The following is a 17,447-nucleotide window of genomic DNA, read 5'->3' on the forward strand; positions in this document are numbered from 1 at the left end:
TCGAGTTGCAGCGCTGTTAGCAGCAAGTAACCGAGCGTGGTTACTTCAATAGAAAGGTCGCGATCGCCGGAACACGCAGCTCCCAGTCGTCGGGAAAATGGTGCCCCCCAGGGTGAGTCTGGCTCTCGAACATCCACTTCGCGTTGCCACATTCGCGCGCCCATATATTGACCAGCGGGGCGTGCGGTTCTTCCTCGCCATGAATGAAGACGATCCGAGCCGCTCCCTTGGTCGAGTCGAGCGACGGACGAGCCAGTTGCTGGATCATATTTCCGCCGGGCGACAGCGCGACGACGCCGGCGTACTTGTCGGGATGGGCCTCAGTCACCAGCATCGCGTGCAGTGCCCCTTGCGAGAATCCCAGCAGATAGATCTTCGACAGATCGACCACGCCATCCAAGAGCTGCGAGTGAACGATCGCCTGTAGGTCGCCGTGGGTGGTCTCGAACGAATCGAGCGACCACTGGAAGGTATCGCCGTGCGTCGGAACGCTGCCAGGCACCACGATCGCGACGAACCCTTGCCGAGCCCACAATTCGGCCTCGTCGAGATAATTCAGATGGGTATCGCCGTAGCCATGCAGCATCAAGATAACCGGCCAGCCTGCTGGAGGCTTGTCGGTTTCTGGTCGGACCGCGATCGGTTGGCCGACATGCTTTCGGGCCGCGATAAGATAGCGAGTTCGAATGATTTGCAAGTCGTTTTGGAAGTCGCTTCGTCGACGAATGCGGCCGAGCTCTTCGTCGGTGGCCGCCGTCGGGAAGTCGTCGAAACCGCGTGCCATCGCTTCGCGAAATGCCAAGACGGCGTCGTCATGCTGGCCAGCCAGTTCGTAGTTGCAGGCCAGTTGATACATCGGAAAGGCGAATTCTGGATCAGCATTCGAGGCGGCCAGATATTGCTCCTTGGCCGCGTCGTACATTCCCATCCCCTTCAAGGCGTCTCCCTTCTGCAGGTACTGATCAGCTTCGCTGCGTGTGGCCGAGACCTTGGCCGGATGCCAATTGTTCAGCCATACCACAGGCCTGGGCGGCAACCGCGGAATCGAGAGATCGGCAGTGGGACCACAACCAATGGCGAGGGCGAACCATCCCCACAGATATAGGTGGCGAATGCGAAACATGATCGAACGGTGGGTGGTGGGAAAAGGTCAGGGGCTAGGAACGTAAGTTTAACCCATCGAAATGAGATTCCTAGCGCTTCCCCCCGCCAGCCGTTAGCCGGTCGAGCGAAGACCGGCGGCAATCCCTTGAATCGTCAGACGAACCATCTGCGACAAACCATCCTGATCGTCTTCCGCTTCGGTCGAACCGTTTTCGCGCGACTGCTTCATCAGTTGAATCTGAATCAGGTTGAGCGGGTCGACATAAGGGTTACGGCTGCGAATGCTGCGATTCAACCAACCGATCTTCTCGAGCAGTTCGTGCTGCTGGCGAATCAAACAGATCGCACCGCAGGTCAAACGATACTCTTGATCGATCAGGGCCCAAATGCTGTCGGTCGCGACGCCAGCCAGTTCGGCATAGTCGCGGGCGATGTCCATGTCGGCCTTGGCCAGCGCCAGCTCGGCGTTGTCGATGATGGCCTGGAAAACGGGCCACTCTTGATACATCTCTTGCAGCGGTTCCCAGTTCCCTTCGTGGGCATCGACGAATGAACGGATCCCGGTTCCCATGCCATACCAGGCCGGCAGCAACTGCCGCGACTGGGTCCACGCGAAAGTCCACGGAATAGCGCGCAGGTCTTTGAGCGACCTTCGTTGCCGTCGACGTGCCGGCCGCGATCCGATCGGCAGGCTTTCGATCTCGCTGATCGGCGTGGCCTGGTCGAAGTACTTCAGGAAGTCGTCGTGCGAAACGAGCTCGCGATACTTGGTCAGTGCCGCGTGCGACATCGACTCGGTCATTTCCTTCCAGTTATCCATTTCATCGGAAGGGGTCGACGCACTGACCAGCAGCGTGGCGTTGGTCAACTGTTCCAGGTGACGATGCGCGATCACGGCGTTGTCGTACCGTTCGGCCAGCACTTCGCCTTGTTCGGTCAGTCGCAGCTTGCCATCCACGGCTTGCGGTGGCAACGACTGAATACCCCGGGCAGCCGGACCGCCGCCACGCCCAAGGCTACCACCACGACCATGGAAGATCGTCATTTCGATATGATGCTTGGCGGCCACTTCCGCCAGGCGTTCTTGAGCCTGGTGCAGCTTCCAGGAAGCGGTGAGGTAACCACCATCCTTCGTGCTGTCGGAGTATCCGACCATGATCATCTGTTCCAGCCGTGGCTGCTGCGACAAGTAGTCGCGATAGACCGGCTGCTTCAGCATTGCCTCGAAGATGATCGGAGCACGCTCCAAGTCGTCGATCGTTTCAAACAGTGGCGAGATCGGCAGGTAAGGTCGCGGCTTGCCAGGATACTTTTGATTCCAGACATAGTTCCACAACCACAGCACGGCGATTACGTCGGTTGGCTCGTGCGTCATACTGATCACATAGCCACCAAACGGACGCAGGCCACCGCGATCCATCGTGTCGGCCAAGACACCAAACGTGGCCAGCACTTCCTGCGTCATCTCGCTAAGCTTCGAGGAATCGATCGCCGGGACCTGTTTCAGGTCGGCCAGCTTCTTGAGCCATTCCGATTCTTCGATCTCCTGCTCGGCCGGCAAATCGGCGAACAAGATTTCGCGAAGGGCATTGCGATGGACTTCCGAATCCTGGCGAATGTCGAGCGAGAAGAAGTGGAACCCAAACGTCAGCAGACGATCTTTCCACGGATCGAGATAACGTTCCACGACGCGACGCCCGCCATACTCGAGCATGCTGTCCCGCAGCAGTTCGACCTCTTCAGTCAGCTCTTCGGGCTGGTGATAGGCGACATGTTCGTCCCCTTCGACAAAGACCTGCCCCAGCGAAACTTCGAGACGGAACTCGATCATCTTCAGGAAGCAGCGATAGACTTCGCTTGGCGAGATCTCTTCCAGGCGGTTTCGCAGTTCTTCCCAGCTTTCGGTCGCCTTGGTCAGGCGTTCGCGAATTTCGCCGGTGACTTCCACCTGGCGATCGGACGTGACCAGCGTCTTCTTGAGTTCGCGGCAATAGGCAAGGTGACGTTCCAGGGCGGTCTTCCGCAGCAGCCCCAAAGTCGTTTCGGTAACCTTTGCCGTGACGAACGGATGACCGTCGCGATCTCCACCGATCCAACTGCCAAACGTCAGGAACGGTTTGATTTCAAATTGATGGTGCGGGAAGTACCGCGCCAACGCCTTTCGCATCTCGCGATAGATCTGCGGAGCGACGTCCCACAGGGCTTCGGCAAAGAAGAGCCCTCGTTCGACTTCGCCCATCACGCCGGGACGCTGCGGACGGAGAGAGTCGGTCTGCCATAGCAGCGTCAGGTCGCTCAGCGCGGCATCGAAGTCGTCGTCGGTCGGTTCGACTTCTAAAAACGGCAGATGATCGCGAAGCCGACGCAGAAGTTCGCGCGTCGTGCGACGCTTCGCTTCGCTCGGATGGGCGGTGAAAACAGGCGTGATCGCCAGACGATCAAGCCAATCTTGCATCTTGGCAGCGCTGCAGTCACTTTCAGCCAACTGACGAACCGCGTCGGCAATCGATTCGCTGCGAGGCAAACCTTCCGCTTCGGCCTCGTCGGCACGCAGGTCAAGGATCCGCACCCGGTGGTAATCTTCGGCCAGATTGGCCAGGTCGAAATAAAGGCTCAGCCAGCGAATCACGCTACGGAGTTGCTGCTTCGGAATACGACCGATCTCGGCGAGCAGGCGTTCTTCGGCGTCTGGCAAACCGGCCCGACGCTCTAAAGACATGCGACGAATACGGCCCATCGTTTCGGCCAGCGCGTCGCCAACTTGCTCTCGCACGACCTGATCGAGAAGTTCGACCAACAAGTTCAGGCCCGGTACGTGTTCTTCGTGATACATGGCAGCTGTCGCCCTTCTACTTCGATGTCTAATCTTCGCCTAGGTAAATAGGTTACCTCGAAGGGAGGGAAGTTCGTAGGGGCCGTGTGACAATCCAGAGGCAATTCAGGCCCCCCTTGCCGTGCTAATTCGAGCAACAATGGCACGCAAAGTGCACCTTAACGATTACTTAATTCCGAGCCTCATTCCGTCCAAAACAGGAGACGAGCCATGAGTAATCACTGGGGACTTTGCAAAAACTGTAAGTGGTGGCAGATTGACCCCGATGCCAGCGTGACCGACCAAACGGCCGGCTTATGCATCGAAGAAGATCTGCAGCCATTCAACCTACGAATCACCGGCAATGGCGGCTGCAACAGCTATGCCCATGGCGAACCAGCCCGGGCCGAGGGTTCCAGTGCGAAACCACCCGAAGCGGCTCCGCAACGTTAACCGCCTTCTCCGGCGAAACGATGACATCCGACCAGAACTCGTTTGCTCCGAGTTCTGGCCTCGCAATCCATTTACGGTGCTGGATGCAGCCCTGGCAGTTCCGGCGGACGAACTCGCAGCTTCGGTTCTTCTAACGAACCAAGAAACGCCGCGAGATCTTCCAGGTCTTGCTTGTTCAGCCCCAACGGTTTGAGCAGCGGTGACTTGGCAGGAAAGAGTTCGTCGTCTTGCTGGTGCTCTTTCCGCTTGATGGTCGGCATGCCGGCGTTGTACATGTTCAGCACGCCAGGCAGATGGAAAAGACCATTGTGCATCAGCGGCTGCGTCGCAGTCACATCACGAAGTGGCGGCGTGCGAAAGCGACCGACATCTTCGGCCAGCCCGGTAATGTTGTACCGGCCGAGGTCTTCGTATTTGCGGCCGTAATAACTGAGCCCTACTTCGTGGAATTCGCCGTCGCTGAAGATCGGCCCATGGTGGCAATTCATGCAGCGTGCTTCCCGGCGAAACAAGTCCATCCCTCGGATCGCCGAATCGGACATCGCGTCGTGCTTTCCTTTCAGAAACGCATCGAACCGAGTGCGACCATTGACGGCGGTTCGCTCGAAGCAGGCAATCGCCTGACCAACGCGTTCTAGAGTGACTTCTTCGTCACCAAACGCTTCGCCAAACATCTTCTGATACGGCGTGATTGCGGAAACCGTTCCGACGACGTGATCGCGGGTCGAATGCATTTCGTCCGGATTCAACAGAACGGCAACCGCTTGTTCTTCCAGCGTGCCGGCCCGACCATCCCAGAAAAAGGTCTGCTGATGGGCAGCGAACCGGGTCGTGGGTGCATTTCGGGCCAGCATCTTTCGCGAGTGACCGAAGCTGGTCGTGCGACCATCCGACCAGGCCAGGTCCGGGTCGTGACAAGAAGCACATGCCATCTGCCCGGTGCCAGAGATTCGAGGATCAAAGAACAACGCTTTGCCGAGTGCTTCTTTCGCGTCGCTGTGCGGATTCTCACGTGGATGTACGACCTCGGGCAGCAGGCCGATCTCTTTCCACTTCACCCCTTCATCGACATGGGGTGCAGGCCACTTGTCGGCCGGCTGCGAGTAGACGGTCCGCAAACCTTCGGCCCGAGCTTGCCGCTGAAGCTCGGATTGTTCAGGACGAACGGTTCGTTTGGCCGTGGCAGTTGCTTCCTGGGCAAGCAGTGGCTGGCCAAGGAAAAACGAGACAACCGCACATAGGGAAATCGATCGAAGCATGATGGGGGCGTTTATGCAGAAGAATTAATACTCGCCAATTACTTCACGACCAGCGATCGTCAGCAATGCAGCAACAATATCAGCACTAGTGGTTTCCGAAATGAACTGGACAGATCCATCTACCATACTGACGTTAGCACCACCCGGATGAAATGCGTAAATACTGTACCAGTTAGAACAGTTCACCATGCATGGACCTGGGTAATCGTAACGGTCAAATTCGTCTTCAATTGTTTCATCGTAGGACCAACCACGCAGGTAAGTTCCATTAGGATCAGCGAATCCACACACTGCGACATACTTGGCTCCCGTGTTAGTGGTACCAGAGTCAGGTACCATCTTTCGGCCGTACCACATCTGTGGTCGTGCAGCGCTTTCCACCAGAGCAATTGTGTTTGAAGTACCGTCTCGCACGTCGCGAATTTGATTCCCTTTCCGCCCCTGTACGGTCACTTTCTCCAGGAAGAGCCCTTTGTATTGCGCAGGCTGTGGGTAAGAAATAAACCCGCCGGTATATTGATTGACGCTTGGTCCATGGGAAGCCATATAGTCCGTTCCCCACGAGCTCCATCCTGATGATCCCGGTTTAAACTTGGGATGAAGAATGGGACCACCTGGGGTGCTGGGACAGCTCATGAACGGAATCGGAAATTGAACAGCCTCTTTATTGGCTTCACTATTGAAGGTCGTATTGAAGTCATAGAGCGCGGCAATCTGACTTTGCTCCATGTACGGCAACAATTGAGGCCCCCAGTAATACGTAATATTGTCCGCCGAGCCAGCTCCTCTTGGGTCGACTACCGTTGAAGGAAAGCAACCGCGAGCCGCATGAAAGTTCTGTAACCCAAGACCCAATTGACGCAAATTATTCGAGCATTGCATCCGGCGAGCCGCTTCTCGGGCTTGTTGCACAGCGGGGAGAAGCAAGGCGATCAGCATGCCAATGATGGCAATCACCACCAAAAGCTCGACCAGGGTAAAACCGCGACGGCGAGACATAGTTCAAACCTTCGACATGGAGGGGGCAAAATGACATGTCTGGAAGGCTGGCAGAAGGCTTGCCCCAAAAGAGACACGATCTCAATAAGCAAGCATTTAGCTTACTAACTGCCTGCCGAGAGCGTCTACAACGCGGCAGAGCGTGCTGGCACCACCTTATTTAGCGATGCCGATCGGAAGAGAGTGCCAGGCGTGCCCTGGCTAGATTTCGATCGATTCCTTCGCCGCGGGATGGAAACGCTGGATCGTTTCGATCAGTCGATGACGGTCGATCGGCTTGGTGGTGTAGGCGGTGCAGCCGGCGTCGAGGCACTTTTGCAGATCGCCTGCCATGGCGTGGGCGGTCAGGGCCACGATTGGCATCTGGCACCCTTTCTCGCGCAGCCGAATTGCCGATTCATAACCATCCATCACCGGCATCTGCATGTCGGTCAGCAGCACGTCGAATGGTGGCGGCGAGCGAAGTTCGCCATCAACGGTTCCGTCGACGGTAAGCTGTTCGATGGAAAGCTTTCCATTTTCGACCGTAAAGACTTCGGCCCCTGCCTTCCGCAGATGGAACGAAATCAAACGGACGTTGTCGGGACCATCTTCTGCCAACAGGACTCGCATTCCTTGGAGCGCCGTCGAGTTGACCTTCTGACTCTTTTTCTTGGCGACCTCGTCGTCCGCATTGTTCTGGCCGCGAGCCATCGAAGGCGTGATCCATTGATCGTCTGGCACATCTTCGACCTTCAGCGACAAGCAGAAGACACTGCCGACGCCAGGTTCCGAAGTCACCGTAATGTCGCCATCCATCATCTCGGCCAGACGCTTGCTGATTCGCAGCCCCAGCCCGGTACCGCCGAAGCGGCGCGCGGTCGAGTTGTCGGCTTGAACGAAGGCTTGGAACAACTTTCCGATCTGTTCGTCGGTCATTCCGATACCCGAGTCTTCGACCGACAAACGCACGGACTTGTCCGACTTCACATAGCTGACTCGCAGGCGAACTCGCCCGATCTCCGTAAACTTGATTGCGTTGCCAACCAGGTTCACCAGGATCTGGCGAAGTCGAATCGGATCGCTGTGGACGATCATCGGTATCTTCGTCTCGAAGATCGTGTTGAGCGTGAGCCCCTTGGCGGTCGCTTTGACTTCCATCAGGTCCATCACTTCGCGAACGAGTACATCGATTCGCATCGGGACCGTCTCGAAGGTCATCATGCCTGCTTCGATCTTCGACAGGTCGAGGATGTCGTTGATGATTGTCAGCAGATGCTCGCCGTTGCGACGGATCGTACTGATATATTCGCCGGTCTCCGCGTTCGCATCGCGATCGCGTTGATGATCGGCCAGCAGGTCGGTGTAACCGAGGATCGCCGTCATTGGCGTGCGGATTTCGTGGCTCATGTTCGCCAGGAATTCGCTCTTACTACGGTTCGCTTCTTCCGCCTTGATGCGAGCTTCGCGAAGATCTTCTTCGGCCCGACGCTGTTGGGTAACGTCTCGCAGCACCGTCAGAATCTGGATTGTGCCGGCTTCGCTGGTCGTGTTGAGCGTCACCACCGAGTGCAATTCGATCCGACGCCATGTGCCGCGTAGCCCCATCATCTCGAATTCGATGCAAGATGGTTTACTGACCAACGCATCGCACAAACCCTGAACGACGTCATCGCGTGAGTTCCAGGCGACCTGATCCAAAAGCGACATACCACGAATCTGTTCCGTCGACTTCGCTTCCCACAACGAGAGCGCGGCCGGGTTGCTGTCGATCACGTTGCCATGCTCGTCCAGCACGTTCACGCCGATCGGCACCCCGTTGAAAATCGTCGTAAAGCGGCGAACCCCGTTTTCGGCTTCTTCCTTGGCCGCCTTCAGGTCCATGGTCATCGACTCGGCCATTTGAATGGCCCGCAGACGGGCCGCACTCATGTTCCAGATCATGATCACCAGCAGCAAGGTCACAATGCCGCCAATCGCCACCGTGATGGCGGGTCGCATGAAGATACCGCTGGTGTCGAAATTCGGATTGCTGCGAATCAGGACCGTCCAGTGCCGACCGCCGAAACTGAGATAATAGCTTTTCTCGAACAACGCCATGTATTGGTGGGCGTCGGCATGGTGCTCTTCAAATTGATAGCCATGCTCTGCGAACAACTGGGCATCGGGATCGTCGACCGCGCGATCGTCGAAGACTTCGATATCGATCTTACCGTCCCCAGACCAGACAATCCCATCGAGGGCCAGTTCCGAGGTGATCGGCATGTAAACCCAGCCTTTGAACGCCTTCTGCCGCTCTTCGGGCGTTCGCAGCGGCAGTCCTTGTTCGTACACGGCCAGATAATAAAGGAAGCCGTTATGATCGAGGTTATCTTGAACCAGATCGATCTTTGCCGATAAGGTTGGCAAGCCGGTGTTCTTCGCCTTGATGGCGGCGGCGCGACGATTCACTTCCGAACCGACATCCAAACCCCACGCCTGACGGTTAAGAGCCAATGGTTCGATATGACAGATGACCAGATAATCGTCGGCGTTACGTATCGAACCTGCCGAGCGAATCGTGAAGTCGCCTCCCAGGTTCTCGTGAGCCCATTCTAGAAACGGCCCCACTTCGTCTTTCTGAACCTGGCGGATAAATCCCTGGCCCATCGCCCCCGGGAAACAGGCAACCGGATCCACCACCTTGCAGTAGTCGCGGAACTCGGAAAGGGTCAGAACTTCGCTCGCTTCGTGCAGACCACGCAGCCCCTTCAAGCCATGTTCGAACTCGGTCATTCGACGCGTGACATCGATCTTCACTCGTTCAGCAAGACCATCAAATTCGTTCTCGGCCTGGCGATGGGCTTCACGCGCCAGCCAGACCGCCACAATCGAGGTGAGCCCGACCCCCAGGAACACGATCAAGAAGATCGGCCGCATGACGTCGCGCATGCTGCTTTCCTTGGGATAGGCTTCTTCGCGCGGCGGATTCCTCCAGAGCGAGAGCACACGCAAGATGATATAGGGCGCAATAATCAAGGCACTCGACGCGATGTCCAACACCCGCGATGCGTATTCCGGCAGGCTTGGGATCACCTCCGGGAGCAGAAATTGTGTGACGATATCTGCCGCGATCACCACCAAAACCAGTTCGATGACGATTCGCAACAGAACCTTGTTGCATTGCATTGGATGTCCTTGCTAATTCGATCAAGACCGCACTTCGGCCCGAAGCAAGTAAACCTGCTGATCTTGTGCAAGATCGCACACAGTTAAAGAAGTTGCCGGGTTTCGGCGTCCGTTTCGTAACCGGAACGGACGCCCGTAAGCCAGTCAGAAAGACAATGCGTCCTGCAACGATTATTCTGGCGAAGATGCCGTGCAAACCCGCAGCAAATTACCGTGAAAACCGCACCGGCAAGTACCGCACAACCGCTACAGGCTGGCCACCAACCGTGGCCGGAAGTCCTTTCCAGCGACGAACGGCCTCGACGGCTGCGTCGTCTAAGATGGTGTAGCCACTGCTCTTGGCGACGATCGCTTCACTGACGCGGCCATCGAGTGCGATGGTCAGGCGCAATAAGACTTCTCCCTTCCAGCCATTGCGTTTGGCTTCCGCCGGATAGTCGGGCGGAGGATTCATCGAGAAGTCAGGCGGCGTCTTCTTCACGTTGCCGACCGGGATCGGAACGGCGGAAGCGAGCGTGGCGACCTTGATCGGTCGCGACTGCCGTGGAACCGGCTGCGTGCTTGGCTTGGGGGGATCTGGCTGGCGCTGAAATTGTCGTTTGTTGGCCAGCCGGGCCTGAGGTGTCTTTTGCAACTCGGCGACCACAATCTCAGCCTCTTTGCGGGTCGGTTTCAGATCAACCGACTGCCGCGCGACGAGGGCTTCGGCGGCGACTTCAACGGTGGTTTCGGTGGCGTCCATCTCGCTGGTGACGATATTGACCGGCTGCGGCTCACTCAAGGGAACCGGCGGGGCGAATGTCGCCGCGATGGTAACCGCTTTCGACTCGCCCGCGAATTCCATCCGCTGCAGAATGGTCGCTCGCTGCCAGACCATCAAGCCAACCAGCAGCATATGCACGCTGATCGAAATCGGAATGGCAAATTGAGGAGTCGCAAGTCGTCGCATGGAAAATTACTTTGCCACGACCGCGCAGTGCGGGGGCACGCCCGAAGCGAGCCCCATTCCCCAGGAGCCCTATTTGGTGAGATAAAGACGTCCGTTGGACGTGGCCTTCAAACAGTAGAGCGTTCCGCCATGGTCGATCCAGACCTGTCGCTGACCTTTCAGCAATTCCTTCGATGCAATCGGAGACTCTTGCTCAACGGTCACTGCTTCGCGACGTACCAATGGTCGAGTGGGGACTTCGGCAACGCTCACGCCATCATAGCTACGATGCATGGTGATGAACACTTCTGCTAAAGGAATCGGATGAACACCCCTGCAGGCGTTCAAAGAATTTCGAGCGGACCCGGATTCCCCAAAAATGTGCGGGAAATCGGGTCGCACCCCCTCTATGCAAGTGGCGCGCCGGCGTCGAATCCCCTCGTTTTGGCTTCCAATCGGCGAAAATATGTCGCTCAGGCAAACAATCGTGTCGCGCCAAGCGACATCCACCTACATCTCGCCCGCAACAGCCCATACCCCGCTAGCTGCTGGCATCCGAGAACCGATGGGTCGGTACTGGACGACCGGGTCGGAAGCTTTGCGTTTGATGGAATTCGACCGTGATTCCCATCCGTTCCACCAGTTGATTGACGATCGCCTGGACGTCGTCGCGAAGCGTTTCCGGATCGACAGCGACTCGGGCATTGACCACCACGTTCGCTTCCTTCGTAGTGCAATTGGACGGCAACGAAAGAACGGCCGGCGTGTCGCTGCTCACCAGGTTCGCGACACCATAAGCACCTTCCCATAGGCCAATCGTTTTCAGATGAGCGGTCTCGGCACCGTCGCTCGCCAGGCGTTCCCGCAGGCCTTCCACGATCCCCAACAACACGTCGTCCAACGCGAATGGCTCGCGGCTGGTCATCTGCATGCTGCTGTTCAGCCAGCCCAGTTCCGCCTCGCCTTCTGCGTAGACGTCGTAGTCGAGATCGAGGATCTTCTGCCCGAACGCACCGCGCTGCTCGAACATCTGAATCAGGCCATCCATCCCTTCGCCGGTCTTGGCTGACAATCGGAGCAGCGGCGTTTCTGGGGCGAACTTGCTGAGCAGGTCCGAAAGCTCGGCAATCTGTTCCGGGCTCAACTCGTCGATGCGATTGATGATCAAGAAGTCCGCCTCTTCCAACTGCTTCTCGAAGATGTAAGCCGCTTTGGGTGAGAACCCCATGTTGGCTTCTTTCCGTAAGATCCGTAGCCCGTGCGACGGTTTCAAAATCACGCCATACGGTGCGACATCGAACTCGGCATCGAACAACTTCATCAGCGGCTGCACGACCGTCGCCACCAGGTCGGTACAACTGCCGACCGGTTCGGCGATGACAACATCGGGCCGCTGATCGGCCGACAACGTTTCGACGGTCGAAGTCAGTTCATTGAAGTTACAGCAGAAGCAGGCGCCGGCGACTTCCCCCACCTGCAAGCCTTGCGAACGCAACAGATTCGTATCGACCAGGTCGGCAGCCTGATCGTTGGTGATCACTCCCACCTTCAGACCTTGGTCTTGATAGGTTTGGGCCAGTCGACCGATTGTGGTCGTTTTGCCAGCCCCCAAAAAACCACCGATCATGACGAAACGGATTTTGGGAGTATCGGAAGCCATAGATACGTTCCTGAGGGGATGCAGAAGTCTCAATCATTCAAACAATGATTAGAATAACCGTCCTCCGGCCACGCTTCAACCAAGCGCGTTGCCACCGACGGCACCCCCAAGAATCGGCGAAAGGGGCCTCCGTCTTCGCGACGGGCCCCTGCCACCCAAAGGCCGAACTCTTGGATTCGGCCCTTCCCTTAGCTTGGTTCGGCTGATTAGCCGTGCATGTCGAAGCTTTCGACCAGGTCTCGCAGCGACTTGGCCTGGGCACCGAGTTCTTCGGCACTGGCAGCCATTTCTTCACTGGAAGCGGTCGACTGTTCGGTGACCGAAGCGACCTGCTGGATCGTATCGAACACTTCTTGCGACATGCTCATCTGCTCGTCGGTCGAAGCGGCGATTTCGGCGATCTTGGCCGAAGTCGTTTCGACAGCGGCGACGATCTTTTCCAGGGCGTTGCCGGCCTGCGAACTCAGTTCGACACCATTGGCAACACGAGCGGTCGATTCTTTGATCAAGGCCGAAACGTCCTTGGCGGCGTCGCTGGCACGTTCCGCCAACTTGCGAACTTCGTCGGCGACGACCGCGAAGCCAAGACCATGCTCACCGGCACGGGCCGCTTCGATCGCAGCGTTCAAAGCCAACAGGTTGGTCTGGCTGGCAATTTCGCTGATGACCTGGATGATGTCGCCGATCTGTTCTGAAGACGCCTTGATCAGGTCCATCGCTTCGCCGCTCTTGATCACCGCATGGCCACCTTCGATGGCGATCTGGCTGGTTTGGCCGGCAAGACGATCGGTTTCGTTCGCACGATCGCGAACACCTTGGATGGAACGAGTCAACTCTTGAGCCGAAGCGCTGATTTCTTCCACCGCGGCACTTTGAGTCTGGGCACCTTCAGCAACCGACTGCGAGCCTTCAGCAACCGTGGCAGCACTTTCGCTGAACTGGTTGGCACTTTCCATGACGTTGACAATCAGGTTGGCCATGTCCATTCGCATCTGGACCTGCTTGGTCACGTCGGTGGCGTACTTCACCACTTTGTAAGGCTTGCCGTTGAGATCGAAGATCGGGTTGTAGCTGGCCTGAATCCAGATCTCGCGACCACCCTTGGCCAGACGCTTGTATTGGCCGGCATCGAATTCACCACGGTTGAGCTTCGCCCAGAATTCGCGATATTCGGCGCTGGCGGCGTAGTCGTTTTCGACAAACATCGAGTGATGACGACCTTGAACGTCCTTCAGGCTGTAACCGAGGGCATTCAAAAAGTTATCGTTGGCCGAGATGATCGTGCCATCGAGGTTGAATTCGATGATCGCCTGCGACTTGCTGATCGCTTCCAACTGGCCAGCCTTGTCCGCCATGCTCATCTTCGAGGCGGTCACGTCGGTGGCGTACTTCACCACCTTGAATGGCTTGCCGTTCAGGTCGAGGATTGGGTTGTATGAAGCTTGAATCCAAACTTCCTTGCCACCCTTACCAATCCGCTTGTACTCGGCGGTATCGAATTCACCGCGATTCAGCTTTTCCCAGAAACGCTTATATTCTGGGCTGCGAGCGTAATCTGGCTCGACAAAGATCTGGTGATGCTGGCCCTTGATTTCGCCCAGGGTATAACCCATGGTCGTCAGGAAGTTGTGGTTGGCCGAGAGAATCGTCCCGTCCATGTTGAACTCGATCACGGCCTGAGCCTTGTTGATCGCGGCGATCTGACCACCGGTATCGGCGGCTTGCATTTTCTGCTGGGTCACGTCGGAGGCGTACTTCACAACCTTGATGGTCTTGCCAGCTTCGTCCAGGATCGGATTGTACGAAGCCTGAATCCAGATTTCCTTGCCACCCTTACCGATTCGCTTATACATGCCGGCCGAGAAACGACCATGGCTCAGCTGATCCCAGAATTCGCGGTATTCGATCGAACAGGCTTCGGTCGGATCGACGAACATGCGGTGATGCTGGCCTTGGATTTCCGCCAAGGTATAGCCCATCGCGCCGAGGAAGTTTTCGTTGGCCGTGATGATCGTGCCATCAGGATTGAATTCGATGACGGCCTGCGACTTGTTGATCGCTTCGTTCTCGGCCTTCAGCGTGGCGATTTCGCGCCGCAGTTCAGCTTCGACCTGGCTCACCTTCGGAGTCGACGCCTTCTTGCGCGGGGAAGTAGTCGTGGTATTCTTCGGAGCCTCAAGCGTTGCACCAGCGGTTGGCATGATTCGTTCTCCTGCCCTTTTTTGCGAATATCTAAGTTGAATGAATTCGTGTTCGACGTTGAAACGTCCGCTGTAGGGTGTCGCGGGATTCGCTTTGGCGTCTGAGCTATCTACGTTGCTGCTAATCGAAGTCAAATGATCGCTCGGCCCGAGTTGGTCGAGTTTCTCCGTTTTGAAACCCGTGATTCCATACGGGAACTTCCGTTGCTGAAACGACTTAAAACCGCTTCCGCGGTGTCGGCCGTACCCCCAAAAGTGACCTGGGAAGGATGCATTCGAATTGCGGGAAACCCGGTCAATTTCCTCCCTGCAATGACGGGCTTGAAGAGTTCGCGGGCTAACTGTCCCCTTTGCCCTGGGGCAAGCCCCCTTAAAGAGGCTCAATTTCCATATGCAATGTTCTATTTCCGCGCTCAAAATTCGACCGCTAGCTGGTCGTCGGACGAGCAAAACAGAGCTCAATATCGAGTGGCCCGGGCCGCCCTAGCCGACCCGGTCACCGACGTAAAACGGGAAATTCGGTTGTTTTACGTTGGCATCTCTGCCGGTAGACGACCCTTCCAAGAGAGCTTACCCACCCCGAAATAAGTATCGAAACAAGGGTGGTCAAAAACAGAGCACCCGACTTTTATGCGAATGGCAGCTTCGCTAACCCGCACTCTATTGGGATGCCGATTCCTTTACAGTTAGATGACGCCTGAAAAACGCGGTAACGGTTCTCAAAAATTAAACGTCGCTTCTCATTCACTTTCTAAAAAAGTACGGGAAAATCTCTTTTACAAGATTGACTTTCGTAGGCCCTATTTTTTGACGGATCCCTTATCAAAAGTCCGTCGCTCATCCCAATCTCATCGTTTTGCCGCCTGAGCGGTGAAAGGCATTACTCATGAAGTCGCTTTGCATCGGAAAAGGCTCCTATACCCGCCGACACCGTGGTTTCACCCTCGTCGAACTGCTGGTGGTGATTGCCATCATTGGTGTTTTGATCGCCCTGTTGTTGCCTGCCGTGCAACAGGCTCGTGAAGCTGCTCGTCGCACCCAGTGTGTGAACAACCTGAAGAACATCGGCCTCGCGCTGCACAACTATCACGACACCTTCCAGAAGCTGCCTTACCTTGGCTTCGACAACTGGAACGGCGACATGATCTCGGTCTTCGGCCGCCTGTTGCCATTCGTCGAGCAGCCAGCCATGTACGACACCCTCGATTTCAACGTGCGAGCCAACGGTGGTAACAACCGCCTGTACCGCACCACGCCGCTGGACATCTACAGCTGCCCTTCGGAACAAGTCACCCTGGGCGAAACGACGACCGACTTAAACTGGTCGCACCAGCGTTACAGCTACGCGGTTTGCGTGGGTAACACCAACTACCGTCAGGAAAACGCCAACAACTGGGACGGTTTGTGGACTTACAACAACGGTGGTTCGGCCTTCCAGATGGGCACCAAGATCCATGGCCTGGGCTCGATCACCGACGGTACCAGCAACACCGTGATGGTTTCGGAAGTTCCGATGAACCAGAACACCAGCGGCTGGCAGGGCATGTACGCTGCCGGCATCTACGCATCGGGTGCTGGTTTCACCGGTTACCTGACGCCAAACACCAAGGCTTCGGTCGACGGTGGTCGCCGCTGCTGGAACCCAGACGATTACCTCCAGAAGATTCCTTGCCATAACAATGGCGACAACTGGGGAACCGCCACGTTCGCCGCTTTCAGCATGCACCCAGGTGGTGTGAACGCCAGCAACTTCGACGGTTCGGTTAGCTTCGTGCCAGAAACGATCGACATCTGGGCCTGGCGTGCACGCACGTCGACTCAAGGTGGCGAAGTTATCGGCCAGTAACGATCCTCCGCGATTCGGTCATGGCCTGCTCTATCGCATCACCATGACCTCGCTCGCGACAGTCGGAGTACCCTCATCATGAAATCGCTACGCTTAAGTGCCTTCGGTGCGGCCGTCACCACGCTGTCTCTTCTGGCTTTGCTGACCGGTTGTGGTCCGGACGACGGACTGCTGCATGTCAGTGGTACCGTCACCCTGGATGGTCAGCCGATCGAGAACGGGTCGATCTCGTTCATGCCAGTCAACGGCGGAAGCATGGGTGGTGGTCTGATCGAAAATGGTCAGATCGATGCCCGATCGGCTCCGGGTGAAATGGCTGTGCAGATCCACGCCCACAAGACGGTCCAGGTTAAGAATCCCTCCCAGGAACAAATCGAACGTGGTCTGACCGAAGAAACGGTTTCGATCCTGCCGGCTCCTTACAATCAGCAGTCGAAGCTGCGAATCAAGGTTGATTCGAGCAACCATCATTTCGACTTCGACCTGAAGAAAGATGGCACCATCCCGGAAGGCATGGGCGTCAAATAATTCATTTCTCATGACGATGAGATGGGGGTGGCGAACCTGGCAGGGGTCGCCGCCCCTTTTTTATGCGCATAGTGGTTGCCTGAAGTTTGCAAACGAAAGATTGCCACAAGAACCGAAGTGGCGAGAGGTGAGCAAATGCAGGCGAGAACTCAGGCAGGAAACCGTGTCTGGCGTTCGATGCGGCGAGGATGGAAGCTGGCCCAGCTCATACTTAGCAGCATGTCGATGCCTGCTCCGACGAAGAACCCGCCAATGATCAGCTTCGCCGGATTCTCCAGCAGTTGGCCCCCGGTCATGTAGGTGGCAACCAGAATCAATGCGACCAACATCGCAACTAAATGGCCGCCGCGTCCCAATGCAGTTCGTACCGCTTCTTCCCATTCACTGATATCAAAAATAGCCATTGCTCTGTGCCTTATCGACGTGTGCTCTGGGCAGAGCACGGATTGAAACCAGGCCATCAATGCCTTGAATTCGGTTTCCTGCCGGTCAATAAGATCATCGAGCAAG

At 56.6% G+C, this 17,447-nt stretch carries 13 protein-coding genes; 3 read left to right on the top strand and 10 right to left on the bottom strand.

The window, feature by feature from the left end; all coding sequences use genetic code 11:
• Positions 1 to 40 precede the first annotated feature (40 nt).
• Both ABD890_RS09910 and ABD890_RS09915 read right to left on the bottom strand, forming a co-directional pair.
• Positions 41 to 1,123 (bottom strand): alpha/beta fold hydrolase, encoded by a 1,083-nt coding sequence (locus tag ABD890_RS09910; protein ID WP_345088339.1) that lies wholly within the window; start codon positions 1,121 to 1,123, stop codon positions 41 to 43.
• A 93-nt stretch (positions 1,124 to 1,216) separates the two neighbouring features.
• On the bottom strand, positions 1,217 to 3,937 hold the full coding sequence (locus ABD890_RS09915; RefSeq protein ID WP_345088341.1) for a phosphoenolpyruvate carboxylase: 2,721 nt from the start codon (positions 3,935 to 3,937) through the stop codon (positions 1,217 to 1,219).
• A 210-nt stretch (positions 3,938 to 4,147) separates the two neighbouring features.
• Here ABD890_RS09915 and ABD890_RS09920 point away from each other — a divergent pair, with 210 nt between their 5' ends.
• Positions 4,148 to 4,369 (top strand): hypothetical protein, encoded by a 222-nt coding sequence (locus ABD890_RS09920; protein ID WP_345088343.1) that lies wholly within the window; start codon positions 4,148 to 4,150, stop codon positions 4,367 to 4,369.
• Between the two features lie 71 nt (positions 4,370 to 4,440).
• Here the strand turns inward: ABD890_RS09920 and ABD890_RS09925 are convergent, their stop codons facing one another.
• The 7 genes from ABD890_RS09925 to ABD890_RS09955 all read right to left on the bottom strand — a co-directional run bounded on the left by ABD890_RS09925 (position 4,441) and on the right by ABD890_RS09955 (position 14,563).
• Complete coding sequence (locus ABD890_RS09925; protein WP_345088344.1) at positions 4,441 to 5,628, bottom strand: cytochrome-c peroxidase; 1,188 nt, start codon at positions 5,626 to 5,628, stop codon at positions 4,441 to 4,443.
• A gap of 24 nt (positions 5,629 to 5,652) precedes the next feature.
• Complete coding sequence (locus ABD890_RS09930) at positions 5,653 to 6,627, bottom strand: DUF1559 domain-containing protein (RefSeq protein ID WP_345088346.1); 975 nt, start codon at positions 6,625 to 6,627, stop codon at positions 5,653 to 5,655.
• A 201-nt stretch (positions 6,628 to 6,828) separates the two neighbouring features.
• Complete coding sequence (locus ABD890_RS09935) at positions 6,829 to 9,774, bottom strand: CHASE domain-containing protein (protein ID WP_345088348.1); 2,946 nt, start codon at positions 9,772 to 9,774, stop codon at positions 6,829 to 6,831.
• A 208-nt stretch (positions 9,775 to 9,982) separates the two neighbouring features.
• Positions 9,983 to 10,723 carry an energy transducer TonB gene (locus ABD890_RS09940; RefSeq protein ID WP_345088349.1) on the bottom strand — a complete coding sequence of 247 codons (741 nt, stop codon included), beginning with the start codon at positions 10,721 to 10,723 and terminating at the stop codon, positions 9,983 to 9,985.
• A 69-nt stretch (positions 10,724 to 10,792) separates the two neighbouring features.
• Positions 10,793 to 10,996 carry a hemin uptake protein HemP gene (hemP, locus tag ABD890_RS09945; protein ID WP_345088351.1) on the bottom strand — a complete coding sequence of 68 codons (204 nt, stop codon included), beginning with the start codon at positions 10,994 to 10,996 and terminating at the stop codon, positions 10,793 to 10,795.
• Between the two features lie 247 nt (positions 10,997 to 11,243).
• Entirely contained in the window at positions 11,244 to 12,362 is a 1,119-nt protein-coding gene (locus tag ABD890_RS09950) for a GTP-binding protein (RefSeq protein WP_345088353.1), read from the bottom strand.
• Between the two features lie 206 nt (positions 12,363 to 12,568).
• Positions 12,569 to 14,563, bottom strand: coding sequence for a methyl-accepting chemotaxis protein (locus ABD890_RS09955; RefSeq protein ID WP_345088355.1), 1,995 nt, complete (start codon positions 14,561 to 14,563; stop codon positions 12,569 to 12,571).
• Between the two features lie 886 nt (positions 14,564 to 15,449).
• Here ABD890_RS09955 and ABD890_RS09960 point away from each other — a divergent pair.
• A complete protein-coding gene (locus ABD890_RS09960; RefSeq protein WP_345088357.1) occupies positions 15,450 to 16,409 on the top strand; it encodes a DUF1559 family PulG-like putative transporter in 960 nt (319 codons plus the stop codon).
• A gap of 78 nt (positions 16,410 to 16,487) precedes the next feature.
• The gene (locus ABD890_RS09965; protein WP_345088358.1) at positions 16,488 to 16,937 is read left to right on the top strand and encodes a hypothetical protein; all 450 of its coding nucleotides are present in this window, start codon (positions 16,488 to 16,490) and stop codon (positions 16,935 to 16,937) included.
• Positions 16,938 to 17,086: 149 nt separating this feature from the next.
• On the opposite strand, the gene ABD890_RS09970 is transcribed toward ABD890_RS09965, so the two are convergent.
• Entirely contained in the window at positions 17,087 to 17,341 is a 255-nt protein-coding gene (locus tag ABD890_RS09970) for a hypothetical protein (RefSeq protein WP_345088360.1), read from the bottom strand.
• Between the last annotated feature and the right edge of the window lie 106 nt (positions 17,342 to 17,447).

Source organism: Bremerella cremea (genome assembly GCF_039541315.1).
GTDB classification, from domain to species: domain Bacteria; phylum Planctomycetota; class Planctomycetia; order Pirellulales; family Pirellulaceae; genus Bremerella; species Bremerella cremea.